Here is a 17006-nt window from a genome sequence, read left to right as displayed (position 1 = left end):
GCACAGAAAGTGTTGTCGAGCCGGCGGACTCCCCAGCAGGGCTGGGCTGGCGTCGGCAAGTTGGTCGGTCAGGAACTGATGCAGGTCGAGAACAACCCCCGACTGGGGTGCGGGCTATGCAAGGCCACACACCAATCGGGGGTTCTCTATTCAAGCTGTCACGCCTTGAACCAGCAACGCCTTGGTGTCTTTCCGGACCAATTCACAGTCGATCAGGAGGTGGTCTCTGGAAGGACGTTCCACTGCTGATTAGGTTCGCCGGTGCAGTCCCAGAGCTGAAGCCGGGCACCGTTGGCAGATACGCCATCAGTCACATCCAGGCACTTCTGGCTGCCTGAGTGGAATATCGCGAGGCCGTCCCGGCTGCCGTCGGTGACACCGCCGCCGGTGACCTCGGAAACGCTATCCCAGTCGCGCAGGTCCCAGCTGGAAAACCCGACATTTGCGCAGTCGATGATCTGTACTGGTGTTCCATTGGGGTAATCGGGGAAATCGGTGCCGTTTGGCTGTCCGGGCGCGTACAAGCATTTTTGAGTGCGTGGGTTGATGAATTCACCCGTCGAAGTGTCCCACTGCTGGTTCTGCGCCCCAGGTGAATAGTCCCACATCTGCACAGGAGTGCCGTCAGCAGTTCCATTGTCGACGATGTCGATGGCTCGGCCATCCAAACCGAAAATTGGTGAATCAGGCAGAACTTGAATAGTCGTCAGCGGTAAGCTGCCTGCGTCCAGGGAGGGGGCCTGGAGATCGGGCCCAATTGTTTGGTCAATAATCACGACAGGATCGGTGCTGAGTAGGGGGGCGCAGCGTACGCTGTGATTCGATTTAGAACCTGATCCGTCTTGTGATCCCTCATCAGTCTGGTATGTGAAGAAATTTTCCGGTCGACCGTAACCCGTAGACTCCGTGTCATTGATACGGAGGGTTGGTTGGATGGATCCTTGATCCGGGGCCTTCATGGTCACATCAATTGCGGGAAACCAAATGAATGAATCCTTGGGTGTTTGCAGCCCCAGTTCCTCAGTCGTGGAGTGGTTAAAATCGGCGAATAGACTATTGGGGCCGTTTCCTGTGGGAGATTTTTTCGTGCCTTCGGTGTAGTTTCCCATCGACAACCTCAGAATGCTGCCCAGGGGATCCTCGTTGCCATCGGAACCTATTCTGGTCACTTCCGGTGAACCGACAAGCTTTGCCGCTGTAGCTCCACGGTCGTCTACAGCGGGCGGAGGATCCGTATCGACCGATTCCGCACTTACCAGCTCTGCTCCCGGAGGGATATCGATGTCGTACTTCATCCGAATCCAAGAAAGACGAGGATTTTTGATCCCGGCTGGGTCAACAATTGAATTGTGCACAAGATCGGGTTGTATACGGTAAGTGAATACGTCACCCGGAATTACCGACTTCGGCGCCGCAACCGTGACCCCCCATTTGTTTGTCGGGTTGCTCCCCGCTGCCTGATTAGTGGGCGTCGGAGGCTTCGCCGCACCGTCGTTGAAGGGCTGATAATCGCCATGTGATGACCAGCACTTGACGTTGAAGTCCACGTGCGTAGTTGTCAGATCGGCGCCCGACGGGTCGTCCGCGAACGCGACGTTACTGGGCATCAGGAGCGTTCCGGCTGTGAGTGTGACGGCTGCTGTGCTGGTGCACCAGCGGTGATTGCGATTCATAGTTGATGTTCCTTAGTTCTGCACCCGGATTGTTCACAGCACAGCTCGGTTTATGTTCCTTGGGGGTTGTGTCTGAAACTCAAGTGGTGCCGTAAGAGGTTGAACCCCAATAAGTTTGGTATGATTCGTGGTTGCTGAGATGCAACCACGAACACAAAAACTCGCGGGTCATGCCGTAGGTGGTGTTCGGAAATGGCTGGGGATCACTCTCTTGCTACCGCACACGCCCTCTGATTTCAGGATGTTCCCAAACGTCTCGCTCGTGGCATCCACCATGGTTTTTCACCATATGGGTAGTTACCGTTGATAAGCAATGAACTCGCTGGAATTTCCCCCGATGACTTTGTGGGTGTCCCCCGAATGGTGGATGCCGGTGCTACACCGATGGTTGTCCCAGGTCTCGCGGAAGTTGAGGTGGCCGTCCCCCGCACGAGACCTGCTGTGTGGTCGGTGTCGGGTATTCCGGCAATCCGGTGTGGTGGATGCCGTCGGGTCCGAGTTTTGCGAGCGGGCCGTCACGATGATGCCAGATCCACAGACCGTCCGTGTCGGAGACGATCGCCAGAGGATATCGAGCCGCCGGTCCGGTCGGAAGCGGTGTCCGGTCGACAATCCGAGCGATCTGTTCGGTAGCCGGATCGAGAAGCGCCGCTACGGGTTGGGTCTCGTCGACAACCCAGATGTAGCCGCACGAGAAGAAGACGTATCGGGGGCGCAGTGCCAGGTACGCCGTTTGCAGTACTGGTCATGGGCGCTTCCACAGCGTCATGCCGACCGGGATACCACCGCCCACGCGCTTGGCCCGGTGAGGGTGCGGCGAGTCGCGGATCAACGACTCGCCGATCTCCCATCACTCATCCGGAACCAAACCGCAGAGGCAATTTCGTTTGCCACTCGTCATGTGCTGCACCACAAGTCACTTCACCGGCATGAGATCCACTCTTACTGGGATCCGTAGTCTGTGCCGACGGTGAGCTCCCGCCACTTTTCGACCTCAGCATGTTGTGCCTCGTCGACCTCGAAGTACCTGTCGAGGGCGTCCTTGCCGAGCAACAGAAGAAACGGTGTTTCGGAGGCCTCCACCGCGGTGATGATCGCTTGCGCTGCCTTCGCGGGGTCTCCTGGCTGTGTGCCGTGGGCGGTGTCGTTCTCTTTGCGTCGCTTTCCCGCTGTTTCGGAGTAGTCCGCGATTGCCTCGGCCGATTGGCTCAGTGAGCGGCCCGCGAAGTCGGTGCGGAACGCGCCGGGCTCGACGACCGTCACCGAAATACCGAGTGGCTGAACTTCCCTCCGCAGGGATCCCGACAGCCCCTCGAGCGCGGCCTTCGTAGCAGAGTAGTACCCGGATCCTACGGGTGTGATCCGCGCGCCGATCGAGGAGATGTTCACTATCGCGCCGGAATGCCGGGCGCGCATGCCGGGCAGCACCGCCTGGATTGTCCCGATTGCGCCGAAGAGGTTGGTTGCGAACAATCGTTGGATCTCGGCGTCCTCGCCCTCTTCGACGGCGGCGCGGTAGCCGTATCCGGCGTTGTTCACGAGCACATCGATGCCGCCGAAGTGGGCTTGCGCTTGCTGCACAGCCGGGGTCACCTGAGCGGGGGCGGTGACGTCGAGAGGAAGTGCGAGCGCGGTGTCAGGGTACGCCTCGAGGAGTTCCGCCAGCGTCGTGGTGTCCCGTGCGGTGACCACTGCATTGTGCCCTCGAGCGAGTACCGCCTCGGCGAGGGCGCGGCCGAGTCCGGTTGAGCAGCCTGTGATGAACCATGTGGCCATATTTTTGTTCCTTCGCTTTGATCCGTCGGTTCGGGGCGACACCCCGCAGCCAGTCCGGGGGATCCTCACACGACCCCTTACAAGACGTCCCCAACAACATTAGGCGCGTTGTGACGATGCATACAGAACGTACTGTTGAGCCGGGTACGGGCAGACCCTCCCCGGCGGTGTCTTTCGCAACGCGTTGCTGATCAGGGTTCCGTGAGTTGGGTCTCGACCTCGATCAGGGCTGGCCTTCCGCTTGCGAGTGCGTTATTGAAGGCATGAACGAAGCCGTGTCCAGTACGTACCGCGGTCGACGCCACTCCGTAACCCGTTGCAATGGAAGTGAAGTCGATCCCGGGGACGTCCATGCCGGGGGTCTCGCCGACGTCGAGTACCTTCGAGAACCAGCGCAGCGCGCCATAGGTTTCGTTCTTCAGGATCACAATGATCACCGGAATATCGTACTGCGCTGCGGTCCACAAGGCGGTGATGCCGTAGTTGGCAGAACCGTCCCCGATCAGACCGATCACCTGACGGTCCGGATGTGCCAGTTGCGCTCCGACGGCGGCGGGTAGCCCGAATCCGAGCCCGCCCGCGGCGGGGAAGAAGTAGCTGCCCTGGTGGGCGAGGTCCGCCTGCGACCAGAACGCTCCGGTGGTAGACGTCGATTCCTTGACGTACACGGCGGCGTCCGGCGCAGCTCCGCGTAGCAGCTCGAACAGTTCCTCGGGGTGCACCCGCTCCGATGACGTTCGGGCCGCGGGGAAGTCGGGGAGCGCAGCCAGGGGCGGACAGCGATTGGGGGTCACGCCGCCCGCGAGTCGCGACAGGGTGTCGCGGACACCGCCTACCAGCGCTTCGCCCATGGGGGCGCGGGCGGCCTCGCCGGGATCGCTGGTGAGGTGGATGAGCCGGGCGCCGTCGGGCAGGTATTCGCCAGGGACGAATTGGTGGTACCGGAACACGGGGGCGCCTGCGACGAGGATCAGGTCGTGCCCGTCGAGGGAGTCGGTGATGCCCTGCACAGCTGCGGGCAGCACGCCGCGGAAGCTGCGATGCCGGGTGGGGAACGGGCATCGGGATGGCGACGGCGCGATCCACACCGGCGCGTTCAGTGCGTCCGCGAGCCGTACTGCGTCGTCGTTGGCCGACTCGGCATCGACTTCGGGTCCGAGTATGAGGACTGGGTTCTCGGCACTGTCGAGGGCGGCGACGAGGGAGGCGAGTTGGTCTTCGCCGAGGCAACTGGCAGTGGCGGTGGTGCGGGCGAGGAGGTGCTTGGTCGCGGCCGGCGCTTCCTGCGCCCAGTCGTCGTACGGAACCGACACTTACACCGGACCCTTCGCGGGCAGGTTCGCGATGTGGATTGCCTGGCTGATCGACCGCGGCACGTCCTGCGCGCACGCAGGTTCGCACGACCATTTGACCAGTGGTTTCGTCAGCGACTGCGCGTCCACGTTGGCGAGCATCACCTCTTGGCCGATGGTCGAGCGAACCTGCTGGCCGGCGGTGATCACAAGTGGGCTGTGCGAATACACCGCGTTGGTGAGCGAGCCCATCGCGTTGCCGGTGCCCGCGGCGGCGTGCAGATTGACGAAGGCCGCGCTGCCGCGGGCCTGGGCGTAGCCGTCGGCCATCGCGAGGACAGCGCCCTCGTGAAGTCCCAGGATATAGCGGAAGTCGTCGGGCATGCCGGCGAGGAACGGGAGCTCGTTGGATCCGGGGTTTCCGAAGATCGTCGTCAGGCCGCGCGCCCGCAGTAGGTCGTAGGTCGCGGTGCTTACGTCGGCCATCTGGTGTTCTCCGGTTCTCCGCATGCCTCGCGCAGCCTCACCTGAACCGCGGTAGTGAGATCCACCTTATTGACCCAATGTATGCCCTCGCTCCACGCATCGGTGGATAGGCGTCGACGCCCAGTCGGTTCACTGGCCGGTGATCGGGCACCCTGAACTTTTCGCGAGCGCGACGAAGTTGGGGCGAATGTCCATGTCGGGTGGGTCGTAGTATCGGTGGAACGTGGGGGTGAGTGCCGCCGATATCGGAGGGTTGATCCACGACCAGTCTGTGGGGCACTTCCGTCCGAGTGCTTCCTCATGTTCTACATGGCTGATGAACTGTCTGGCGACGCTGTGGTGATCGACCATGACGACGCCCGCACACCGGTAACTGTGGATCACGGCACGGTTGAGTTCGACCAGTGCACGGTCGCGCCACAGGGTGCGCTCCGATCTCATGTCCAGGCCCAGTTGCTGGGCAATAGTGGGCAGCATGTCGTACCGATTCTCGTCGCTGAGGTTGCGGGCTCCGACCTCGGTGCTGACGTACCACCCGCTGAACGGGGCGAGCGGGTAACTCAGCCCGCCGACCGACAAGCTCATGTTCGACACGGCTGGGACGGCGTGCCATCTGAGACCGAGATCGGCGAGCCAAGGGTAGTCGGGATGTGTGATCTCGACCTCGAGGACCAGTTCTACGGGAACGTCGTACCAGCGCAGCGGCTCGTCGGGCGTGCTGATCAGCAGCGGTAGCACGTCGAATGGCGTCCCTGCGCCGCGCCATCCCATCCTGGTGACGGACTCGGTAATGTCCACCTGCGCAGGGTCACCGGTCACCGTCCCGTCCGAGTTGCGGTAGCCCGCGTACCGGATCAGCTGGGGGCTGATGATCTTGTACTCGCGACCGTCGGCGAGAGGTAACGGGCCGACGGTGATGACAGAACGCAGTGCACCGCCGTTGGTTGCCACCCGCAAATGCTCCCAGCATGCTTCCGCGATCTCGTCCGCGGTGGTGGCGTGGCGGGCATCGAGGAGTTTGAGCATGCGCCAGTGCTTGCGGCCCACGCAACGTGCGTGATTGCGCCAAGCCAGCCGGGCCCCGACCTCGAGTTCCTCGAAGGTCTGCTCATATCGCCCGGTCGCGGCGAGAGACTGTAACGAGTTCTCGAGCCGTGAATCGGGCAGGTGGTCGAGTTCCGGCTGATGGAAGAAGTCCGAACACTCCTCCATCTGAGCTTTGTATCTCGCTCTGGCACAGGCGAGTCCACTTTTTGGTGCCTCAGCGCCAGACGAGGACGGAAGCGTATTCGTGCTGCCCATCAAGACCTCCGACGATTGTTGATCTCGTCCAGGGCAAGTATGCCAGAAGGTCATTGCTGAGCCTAGGTATGGATTCGCATCGGGACCGGCGATCCGGTGTTGGTAGCCCTTCAGGACAAATCGCTGGCGATCGCTCCGATCTCCACCGCACAATTCGATGTGGATCGCCCGTGAGAACAGGGATGGCATCGAACTCTGTCGAGAGAGCGTCGACGAGTCGTTCTTGCCGGCGGGCGAGGCGACGATCCAGGTCGAGGGCACTGACCGCCATAGTGGGTACGCGCAGTTCGCTCACATCCCAGCGGACTCGGCGTTGTCGGCTCGGGGAATCGAGCCCGGCAAGGCTCCGATGCTCGTCACTGGCGCGAGCGGCGGTGTCGGCAGTCGCCGTCGATTTGTTGTCAGCGGCGTCCGAGGTGGCAGCCTCGACCCGATCGGCAACCCTTGGTTGGGGTGTGGGCCTTTACAAAGCCGCAGTCCAACCAGGGGTTCTCTGTTTTCAAGCCGCCGTGTCCGATAGCGACGTCATGGTGTCGTTCTGAGCCAGTTCACGTCGATCAGGAGGTGGACGTTGGAGGGAAATTCCATTTCTGGTTGAAGCCGCCGGTGCAGTCCCAGAGCTGCAGCCGGACGCCGTTGGCAGATACGTTGTCGATCACATCCAGGCATCTCTCGCTCGGAAAGTTGGCAAGCGCGCCGCCTCCCGGGCTGCCGTCGGTAACCGCGTCATCCAGCACCCACGAGTCGGCTGACCCAGCACTCGCGCAATCTTGTAGCTCTACCGGTGTTCCGTTGGGGTAAGGATCACCCGGATTGGGCTGTTCTGTTGCGGCCAAGCATTTTTGGCTGATCTCGTTGTAGAGTTGTTGGCTGAGCTGGCCGGGGGGTCGAGGCACTGGAAATAGTGTCCATTGCTGGTTCTCTGCCCCTGTGAGGTCCCACATTTGCACAGGAGTGCCGCTAGCGGTTCCGTGATCGAGAATGTCGGCGACCCGGCCATTCAATCCGTAGAGGGGGGAAACGGGCCCAGGAATAGCACCTGTCAGCGGCATTCCGCCCGGTGAGTCCTCGTCGGCGAACGCGATGTTGCTGGGCATCAGGAGTGTTCCGGCGGCGAGTGCGGCGGCTGCGGCGATGGTGGACCAGCGGTGACTGCGATTCATAGTTGGTGTTCCTTGGTTCCGAGCGTGGATTGTTTACGGCACAATCTGGTTCACGGTTCTGAGGAAATGCGTGAACTCAGCTGGTGCCATAAGAGGGGGAACCCTCACGAGTTGGGAGAGGGTGAGCCCCCATGAGTGTGGTGGTTTCGTGCAGTTGATACAGCAACCATGAACATGAGGACTCGCGAGCCATACGACAGGTGGTGTTCGGGATGGGTAGGGTCAATCTCCCGCCACTGCAAATGCCCGATGATGTCGGGATGTTCCCAAACGTCTTGCTCTTGGCATCCACCGTCTCGACAGACGTTATAGGTAGTTGCCGTGAGTAAGCAACGGACGTTGTCCAGTTTCCCCCGGATGGTCCAATGTGGATTCCCCCGAATGGTGGATGCCCGGACTACACCGGAGGCTGGCCCAGGTCTCGTAGAGGTTGGCGTGGCGGCCTCGGCATCGGTGACCCGGTAGGGCTGGCGCACTATGGTGAGAGGTGCACTCTCGAGGTCAGGAGGCCCGCTGATGAAGGAATTCACCGCCTGGATCGCCCGCGAGAACGAGGGGAGCATCGGACTCTCCAAAGAGAGCGTCGACGAGTCGTTCCTGCCTGCGGGCGAGGTGACGATCCAGGTCGAGTACTCCAGCGTGAACTTCAAGGATGCCCTGGCACTGACACCGAAGGGCGGCGTGGTGCGCCAGTACCCGCTGGTACCCGGCATCGATCTCGCGGGCACCGTCGTTCAATCGCAGTCCCCGGAGTTCTCCGTCGGTGACAAGGTTCTCGCTCACGGCTACGACATCGGGACCGCCCGTCACGGTGGGTACTCGCAGTACGCTCGCGTACCAGCGGACTGGGTGGTCCGCCTCGACAGCATGTCGACTCGCACGGCGGCCGCGATCGGAACGGCTGGTTTCACGGCCGCGATGAGTGTGGAGGCGCTCCTTGCTCGAGGAATCATGCCGGGCAACGGCCCGGTGCTTGTCACCGGCGCGAGCGGCGGTGTGGGCACGGTCGCCGTCGATCTGCTGGCGACGGCAGGCTTCGAGGTGGTGGCGTCGAGCGGGAAGCCTGAGAAGGCGGAACTGCTCACCCAGTTGGGTGCGAGCAAGGTGATCGGCCGTCTGCCGGAACCCGGCACGAAACCGCGTCCGCTCGGCAAGGCGCAGTGGGCCGGCGCGGTGGATTGCGTCGGCGGCGCGACACTTGCACACGTGCTCAGCACCATCGAGTACGGCGGGTCGGTTGCGGCGAGCGGACTGACTGGCGGGTCGGGTTTGGACACCACAGTGCTGCCTTTCATCCTGCGCGGTGTCAGCCTGCTCGGGATCGACTCGGTGTTGTATCCGATCGACCAGCGCCGTCGGTTGTGGGGCCGCCTCGCTTCGGACCTTGCGCCCGCTCGACTCGACTCGATCACTCACGAAGTACCAATCGCCGACGTTGTGTCGGTGATCGATCAGGTGCGCGCCGGAAGCTACTCGGGCCGAGCGGTCGTCGCGGTGTAGTAACACACTCACGGGCGGAGCCGACTGATCCAGGCGCGCGAATCGGCCGGGTCGATCACGTCGTCGAGTTCGAAGATTGTCGCCGCGTTCAGCGCCTTCCCGTGCTGGTAGGCCGAATCGACGAGCTGGGTGAACGCCGTGTGCCGTTCGGCCGGGTCGTCGATCGCCTCGAGCTCCTTCCGGAACCCGAGCCGTACGGCACCCTCCAGGCCCATCGCCCCGATCTCACCCGTCGGCCATGCGATCGTGAACTCGGACGCATGGAAAGAACCGCCCGCCATCGCCATTGCGCCGAGGCCGTAGCCCTTCCGCAATATTATGGTCCCGTACGGCACGGTCATCCGTGCGCCCGCGACGAACAGCTTGCCGAAGCGGCGGACGGTCGCTTCCTTCTCGGAATCAGGGCCGACCATGAATCCAGGTGTGTCGCACAGTGAGACGACGGGAAGACCGAACGATTCGCACAACTCCAGGAAGTGCGCCATCTTGTCGGCCGCGACCGCGTCGATCGCCCCGCCGAGGTGTTGGCTGCTGTTCGCGACCAGGCCGTACGGCCGTCCCTCCACTCGAATCAGAGCGGTCACGATACCGACGCCGTGGTCGCGACGCAGTTCGAGAACAGAGTCCACATCGGCGATGGAGTCCACTGCGCTGCGAACATCGTAGGCGCGCAAACGGTTCTCCGGGATGACGTGGCGGGACAGCCTTTCGTCCGGGGCGGTCCAGTCGGAGGTCGGGCCCTGGAAGTACGACAGGTACTTCTTCGCCAGAGCGACCGCATGTGCCTCGTCGCGCGCGAGCAAATCGATCACCCCGTTGCGTCGCTGCACCTCGACCGGGCCAATTTCCTCCGGCCGATACACGCCGAGCCCGCCGCCCTCGACCATCGCCGGGCCACCAATGCCGATGTTGGTCTCAGGGGTGGCGATCAGGACATCGCACACACCGGCCAGTGCTGCGTTACCGGCGAAACAGCGTCCCGAGACGATCGACACCAACGGCACCTTCCCGTTCAGCGACGCCATCGACCGGAAAGTGTCGAGGTCGAGTCCGGCTGCCGCACCTGCGTCCGTGTCGCCCGGACGTCCACCACCACCCTCGGCAAACAGCACGACCGGAATCTGCTTGCGCGCGGCTATTTGGATCACCCGATCGGTCTTCGCGTGATTTCGCATCCCCTGGGTCCCCGCGAGCACCGTGTAGTCATACGACATAACCGCCGCCTGAGTCACGCTCGGGTCGAACACGTCCCCGTTGATGGTGGCCAGTCCGGCGATCAATCCGTCGGCGGGGGTGTTCTCGATCAGGTCCTGCTCGGACCGGCGACTGCGCTGGGCAGCCAGGACGAGAGGCCCGTACTCGACGAAACTTCCGGGATCCACCAGATCGGCGATGTTTGTGCGTGCACTGCGCCTGCCGATCTTCTCGCGCTTCGCCATCGCGGCTGGCCGCGCAGTGTCGAGGGTGACCTCGTGTCGGTGCCGGATCTCGGCGAGATCCTCGCGTTCTCGTTCGAGATCAGTGGCGCTGAACGCAATGCCGTCGGCTTCGGAACCGGTACGACGGATCACGATCAGCGGATCACCGGCGTTCACGGTCCCTCCGGGTGATACCAGGTTCCGCTCGATCACCACACCCGCAGGCGCACTGATCACGTGCTGCATCTTCATCGCTTCGAGTACCACGAGGTGACCGCCCGACTCCACATCGGCTCCTTCGCCGGCCGACTCTACGACGGTCCCTGACATGTGGGCCCGCAGTACCTCCTCACCCGCTCGCAATTCGCGTGTGTCCGGCGATGCCAGCGCCGGGTTGTGCGAGTGCCCCACATCGACGAACATGCTCATCCGCTCGGTGAGGAAGTCGGTGTCTACGCTGCCGTTGAAGAAATCTGGGTCCGCCAGAATTGCCTGGAGGAAACCGATGTTGGTGGGTACGCCCTCGATCACGAACTCGGCCAGCGCCGACACGGTCTTCCGTGCCGCAGCCGAAAATGATTGCCCACGAGAATGAACGACGACCTTGGCGAGGAGCGAGTCATATCGCGGGCTGGGCGCAAGCCCCGGTCGACCGTACGTGTCCACTCGGATGCCCGGACCAGTGGGAGCCGAGAACGTCGACAGGGTGCCCGTGACCGGGACAGCCTGACCGTCGGGACGCATGGTCTCCATGTTGACCCGTGCCTGGATAGCGATACCTCGAGCAGTAGCCGATCTGCCTGTAACGTTCAATCCGACGGCACTGATCCCCTCGGGCAGAGAGAGGTCGTCAAGGTTCGCTCCGCGGGAGATGTCGATCTGGGCGACGACGAGGTCGATTCCGGTCACCTCCTCGGTGACCGTGTGCTCCACCTGGATTCGCGGGTTGACCTCGAGGAAGACGAAGCCGTCCGGGGATACCAGGAACTCGACGGTGGCGAGTCCCAGATAGCCCACACTGGCACAGAGCCGAGTTGCCGCCTCGTGCAGGTCGGTCCGCAATTGGGTGTCGAGTCCTTGGGCAGGTGCGATCTCGACAAGCTTCTGGTGGCGGCGTTGCACGCTGCAGTCGCGGTCACCCACCGCGAGCGCACGGGTGCTTCCAGACTGCGGCGCCGCCACTACTTGTACCTCGATGTGTCTGGCCGCCGGCATCAGTGCCTCTGCGAACAGGGTTGGATTCCCGAATCCGAGCAGCGCCTCGGAGGCGCACAGCCGATACGCCTCCTCGATCCGGTCCGCGAAGTGAACGGCGCGAATTCCGCGGCCTCCTCCGCCCGCAAGCGCCTTGATCATGATTCCGTGCGGATGGCTTGCGAAGAATGAGCGGACGCCGTCGACATCGGTGGGACCGTCCGTGGCATCGAGCACAGGCATCTTCGCGGCTATAGCGGCCTCGCGTGCCGAGGACTTGTCTCCGAAGATATCTAGCACTTCGGGACTCGGTCCCACGAACGCGATTCCGGCGGCAGCGCAGGAGCGCGCAAAATCGGCATTTTCGCTGAGGAATCCGTAGCCGGGATGAATCGTGGTGGCACCGAACTCGTCTGCTGCGTCGAGGATCGCGCGGGGGTCCAAGTATGCGGACGGTCCAGAACCGGTCAGCGCGACCGCTTCGGTGGCGGCCCGGACGTGGGGGCTGTCTGCGTCGTCCTCCGCATAGAGAGCGATCGTGTCTACCGACATCTCGGCGGCGGAGCGGATGATGCGGAGCGCGATCTCGCCACGATTGGCGACAAGTAGTCTCACCTGTACTCCTCTGCAAGAGCGAATAGGTCGGCCCCGCGGACCTCCCCCGTGGCTGTCATGGGTGATGCGTCGAGAACCATCGATGATGGGCACCTTGTGGTCACGACCAAGTATGAATCGATGTTGATGTTGACGTCAATATCGAAATTTGGCAACTGGCCGGTCCTGGATAGGTATCGACTCCCTGCGGGAATTCGTCCTCGGTAATACGTCCGTGATAGCGGGTGCTCCATGGCCGGATCCGCAATTGTCACAAGCAGAAGGAGATCGAATCGATTGGAGGCTTTGATGCATCAATGCTGTTGATAGTGAACAATTTCAGCTGAAGTGGGTCGGTCCGCTCGGCTACTCCTTGTCGCTTCCTGCGTTCTGATCGATAGTGAGTTGCTCGTTGGAAATGCTTGATTCGCTTGATAATTCACAAATATTGGAGATATAACGTCTTTGTCACGGCATTATGTCGAAATCGCATCGAATTCTCCGAACCTTGAATATTTGGCCCGCATATCTCAATAGTCGGACTGTTCGTACTCCATTTTTCTGTCACGTGTATCTCGGGAGGAGGTCACGTACGGTCGCTCCTTTCCGCCGTAGATCGGGGAGGGCGAAGACCGGGGCCCGCCACTGCAGATCCGATCTGCCTGTGCGGGTTTGAATCAAAACCTTTTGAGGCGCACTGACGCGGCACGGAAAGGGATGTTCGGGAGGGTAACGGAACATCGTTGTCGGCAAGCCTGATATGTCTGCGGCGCGGAGAGGATTGACCCAGGATGACCACTCGAAATATCGAGAAGCGCGGACTCGGCTGGATCGCGATGATCGGCGTTGTTGTTGCTGTCCCGTTGGGCCTGAGTACGGGAACCGCGTCAGCCTCATCGTCCTCGGGGTCCTGGTCGCACAACTGGGACGCCGTCGCGCAGTGTGAGAGCAGCGGTGACTGGTCTATCGACACGGGAAACGGCTACTTCGGCGGCCTGCAGTTCTCACCGGTGACCTGGGCAGAGCATGGAGGAAGAGGACTGCCGTCAGAGGCCAGCAGAGCCGAGCAGATCCGTATTGCAGAGAGGGTCCTCAAAACCCAGGGCCCCGGCGCGTGGCCCGTCTGTGGCAAGTATCTGAACATGGGTGGCGTCACTTTCTTCGACGATCCTGCCGCGGTGATGGCGGCCGCCCAGGCAGCCCTGGAAATAGCCCGTGAGCTAGCTGAGCGGTACGGGTTGGATCAGATGGTCGCGCAGATGGTGACCGGATCCTGACGGTGGTCGAAGCGCTCTGACTGCTGATAGAGCAGATGCGACCAGGTCGATATTCGACCTCGAGCGCCGCAGTTTCGCGCGTTCGTCGCCAGTGCCCGTCTCCGATCCGGCGATCTTGCCCTATTGGCTTACTGGGACCGGCTGAGTCTGATTCCGAATATTTCGCCCATTCGCCGGATAACAATTTCAGCGTAGGCGGCAACAGATCCGTAACAGACAGCCGTATTCATCGATGTTTTGATTCGCCGGACTCAGGCACCTCGGACGGACCTTTTCGCCGATCCCAATGCCGGAGGGTGGCTGCTCGGACCCAGTAGTGCCCGCTGGTAGTTGCGTATACTAAAACGAGACCGATGGGTTCAATTCGGCCGCAACCGGTCCCAGTGACGGTCTCGCGTTGCAAGTAAATACTCGGCAGGGTGAATTTTCGCTACGAGCCGATCGGGCGGTTCGTGGTGCAGCGGGTAATCCACTCCCCCATTCCCGGTAAAGGCGCATGGAAGAGTTGGTGAACAAAGGGTGTCATCGTTGAACGATCTTGATATCAGTTCGGCACGTTTCGTGTCGCCACCCGCCAACTTTCCGGCACCTTCCGCCCTGTTCCCTCTTTCCGCTGCTCAGCGCGGTATCTGGTTCGCTCAGCCCCTCCTCGATGACATGCCGATCGTGATTGCCCAGTACGTCGAGTTCACCGATCTCGATCTCGACGTAGACCTGCTGGCGGGGGTCGGGCTCATTGGATCACGCGAACTCGGCACCGGAATACTGCGGATCGTCGAGCGGGACGGTGAGCCGTTCCAGGTGATCGACGAGTCGCTCGGGTTCGAGTTGATTCATCGCGACTTCCGGTCCGAACGAGATCCACGCGCGGCCGCCCACGCGTGGATGCGGGCCGAGTACAGCACCCCGATCGACCTGCTGGGCGATCGGCTGATCCGCTCGGCGATGCTGCGCCTGGCCGACAACCACTACCTCTGGTATTCGCGAATCCATCACATCGCGCTCGACGGCTTCGGAGCGATGACGTTCATGAACCGGGTCGCCGAGTTGTACACGGCTGGGGTGGAGGCGCGCGATCCCGCGAGGTTCCAGGCCAGCTCACTCCGTGAAATCGTGGAGGACGAGGCTCGCTACCGCACGTCCAGTAGGTTCGAGAAGGACCGGCAACACTGGTCCGAGCGCAGCCGCGACTTCCCGCACCCGATCAGCCTCGCCGGGCGTGCCGCGTCCCCGAGCTTGCCCTCTCGGGTGATCAGCACACCACTGCCCCCTGCCACCGACGCCGCAGTGCAGCGGCTACTGGTCCGGCAACCGGGTGCGTTGTTCGCTACCGTGGCGGTGGCCGCTGTGGCCGCGTTCTTGTCCCGACTGACGGGTGAGGACGATGTCGTGCTGAGTTTGCCGGTCTCGGCCCGCACCACGGCGAGGCTGCGCAACTCCGGTGGCATGGTCTCGAATGTGGTGCCGATCCGCTTGCCGGTAGGGGACGAGACGACCGTCGCCGACCTGATGCGGTGCGCACAACTCGAGTTGACTGGTGCGCTGCGCCACCAGCGGTACCGGCACGAGGACATTCGACGGGACGCCGGGATGGGTGGCGGTCATCGCGGCCTCTTCGGTCCGTCGATCAACATCATGCTGTTTCACGACGAAATTCGACTCGGTACCGCGGTCGGCCGACTCAACGTGCTGACCACCGGTCCGGTCGAGGATCTGGCCGTCAATCTCTACCCCAGCGTCGCCGGCCAGGTGGCGCAGATCGACTTCGAGGCCAACCCGAACCTGTATACCGAGGAGCAGTTGCGCGGGCATCACACGCGGTTCCTCGAATTCCTCGCCGCTTTCGCGGACTCTGCGGCCGATCGCCGGATCGTCGACCTCGAGATCCTGTACGAGGACGAGGTCGCGCACCTGGTCCCGGCACACGGGCCGGCGCGTGAACCGGTGCGCCTGCTGCCCGACCTGCTGGCGGACGGGGTGGCCGCGGCCCCGGACGGTATTGCGATCCGCGCGTCGGGCACGGAGATCACCTACCGGGATCTCGACGCCCGGTCCAACCGGTTGGCGCGGTTGCTCATCGAAGCGGGTGCCGGTCCGGAAACGCGCGTCGCGTTGAGTTTGCCGCGATCGTCGGAGTCTCTGGTCGCGTTCTGGGCGGTGGCCAAGACGGGCGCCGCGTTCGTGCCGATCGACCCGGACCTGCCGACCGACCGGATCGTGCACATGCTCACCGATTCGGGTGCGTTTGTGGGTATCACCCTGGGCGGGTTGGTCGTGGATCTTCCGGACACCACACGTTGGATAGTCCTCGACGCCGACGAGACGATAAGGCGGTGTGCAGGCCTGGCGGACGCGCCGATCGCCGATGAGGACCGTACTTCGGTGCTGCGACCGTACAACACGGCGTACATGATCTACACGTCGGGTTCGACTGGTGTCCCCAAGGGCGTCTCGGTTACCCACGTGGCGCTGGCGAACTTTGCAGCCGCGGCCCGACCGGAGCTCGGGGTCACCGCGCAGTCCCGGGTGCTGCGCTTCTCATCGGCAGGTTTCGACGTCTCAGTCTTCGAGATGCTCCAGGCGTTCAGCGCGGGTGCCACCATGGTTGTTGCCCCACCGGAAGTGCACGGCGGGAGCGAACTGATCGACCTTCTGCGAGACGAGATGGTGACCCACATGATTTCGGCCCCCACGGTGTTGAATACCGTCGACCCGCGGACGCTCGAGCACCTCGAGGCCGTGATGGTGGGCGGGGACGTGTGCACCCCGGACCTCGTCGAGCGCTTCGGTGGAGCCTGCCGTCTCACCAACGCCTACGGGCCCACCGAAGCGACGATCACCGTGACCGCCGGCGAGCCGCTGGCACCGGGTAGCCCGATCACTATCGGCCGGCCCCTCCAGGGTGTGAGCGCCGTGGTACTCGACCGCCGGCTCAGGCCGGTCCCGGTGGGGGTTGTGGGCGAACTCTACCTGGCCGGGCCCGGTCTGGCGCGCGGATATCACGACCGCCGCGGATTGACCGCGGAGCGGTTCGTGGCCAACCCCTTCGGGGAATCAGGGCAACGTCTCTACCGTAGTGGCGACGAGGTGCGCTGGGTTCAGTCGGACACGGGAGAAGACTATGCTCTCGAGTTCATCGGCCGGTCCGACTCTCAGGTGAAGATCCGGGGCTTCCGCATCGAACTCGGCGAGATCGATGCGGCGTTGGTCACTCAGGACGGAGTCGACTTCGCGGCGACGGTCGTGCATCAGACCACGGGCGGCACCACGACTCTGGTCTCGTACGTGCGCCTCGACACCGGCCATGAGTTCGATTCCCAGGCCATCGTGG

General features: G+C 62.7%; 10 protein-coding genes and 1 pseudogene. 4 read left to right on the top strand and 7 right to left on the bottom strand.

Going from position 1 to position 17006, the window contains the following annotated elements:
• Positions 1-212: 212 nt before the first annotated feature.
• The 5 genes from RM2_RS23550 to RM2_RS18035 all read right to left on the bottom strand — a co-directional run bounded on the left by RM2_RS23550 (position 213) and on the right by RM2_RS18035 (position 6439).
• On the bottom strand, positions 213-1673 hold the full coding sequence (locus tag RM2_RS23550) for an RICIN domain-containing protein (RefSeq protein WP_084721867.1): 1461 nt from the start codon (positions 1671-1673) through the stop codon (positions 213-215).
• Between the two features lie 942 nt (positions 1674-2615).
• On the bottom strand, positions 2616-3449 hold the full coding sequence (locus RM2_RS18045) for an oxidoreductase (protein ID WP_072690925.1): 834 nt from the start codon (positions 3447-3449) through the stop codon (positions 2616-2618).
• 191 nt (positions 3450-3640) lie between these two features.
• The gene (locus tag RM2_RS18040; protein WP_245814034.1) at positions 3641-4762 is read right to left on the bottom strand and encodes a thiamine pyrophosphate-dependent enzyme; all 1122 of its coding nucleotides are present in this window, start codon (positions 4760-4762) and stop codon (positions 3641-3643) included.
• On the bottom strand, positions 4763-5251 hold the full coding sequence (locus tag RM2_RS25350) for a thiamine pyrophosphate-binding protein (RefSeq protein ID WP_245814033.1): 489 nt from the start codon (positions 5249-5251) through the stop codon (positions 4763-4765).
• A gap of 105 nt (positions 5252-5356) precedes the next feature.
• Positions 5357-6439, bottom strand: a complete 1083-nt coding sequence (locus tag RM2_RS18035) for a nitric oxide synthase oxygenase (RefSeq protein ID WP_072690924.1) — start codon at positions 6437-6439, stop codon at positions 5357-5359.
• Between the two features lie 247 nt (positions 6440-6686).
• On the opposite strand from RM2_RS18035, the pseudogene RM2_RS25990 reads away from it, so the two are divergent.
• Positions 6687-6960, top strand: a pseudogene (locus tag RM2_RS25990) (hypothetical protein); the annotation flags it as partial.
• 126 nt (positions 6961-7086) lie between these two features.
• Here RM2_RS25990 and RM2_RS18030 read toward each other — a convergent pair.
• Entirely contained in the window at positions 7087-7692 is a 606-nt protein-coding gene (locus RM2_RS18030) for an RICIN domain-containing protein (RefSeq protein ID WP_072690923.1), read from the bottom strand.
• Between the two features lie 516 nt (positions 7693-8208).
• On the opposite strand from RM2_RS18030, the gene RM2_RS18025 reads away from it, so the two are divergent.
• Positions 8209-9192 carry an MDR family oxidoreductase gene (locus RM2_RS18025; RefSeq protein ID WP_072690922.1) on the top strand — a complete coding sequence of 328 codons (984 nt, stop codon included), beginning with the start codon at positions 8209-8211 and terminating at the stop codon, positions 9190-9192.
• 8 nt (positions 9193-9200) lie between these two features.
• On the opposite strand, the gene RM2_RS18020 is transcribed toward RM2_RS18025, so the two are convergent.
• Positions 9201-12419: an acetyl-CoA carboxylase family protein gene (locus RM2_RS18020; protein WP_072690921.1), complete on the bottom strand. Its 3219-nt coding sequence runs from the start codon at positions 12417-12419 to the stop codon at positions 9201-9203.
• A gap of 770 nt (positions 12420-13189) precedes the next feature.
• Between RM2_RS18020 and RM2_RS18015 the strand changes: the two genes are divergently transcribed.
• Entirely contained in the window at positions 13190-13675 is a 486-nt protein-coding gene (locus RM2_RS18015) for a transglycosylase family protein (RefSeq protein WP_072690920.1), read from the top strand.
• Between the two features lie 519 nt (positions 13676-14194).
• A partial coding sequence (locus tag RM2_RS18010) for an amino acid adenylation domain-containing protein (protein ID WP_139277824.1) occupies positions 14195-17006 on the top strand: 2812 nt, incomplete at its 3' end.

Origin of the sequence: Rhodococcus marinonascens NBRC 14363 (assembly GCF_001894885.1) — a bacterium.
In the GTDB taxonomy this organism is placed as follows: domain Bacteria; phylum Actinomycetota; class Actinomycetes; order Mycobacteriales; family Mycobacteriaceae; genus Rhodococcus_F; species Rhodococcus_F marinonascens.
This window is presented reverse-complemented; position numbering and strand designations above follow the sequence as displayed.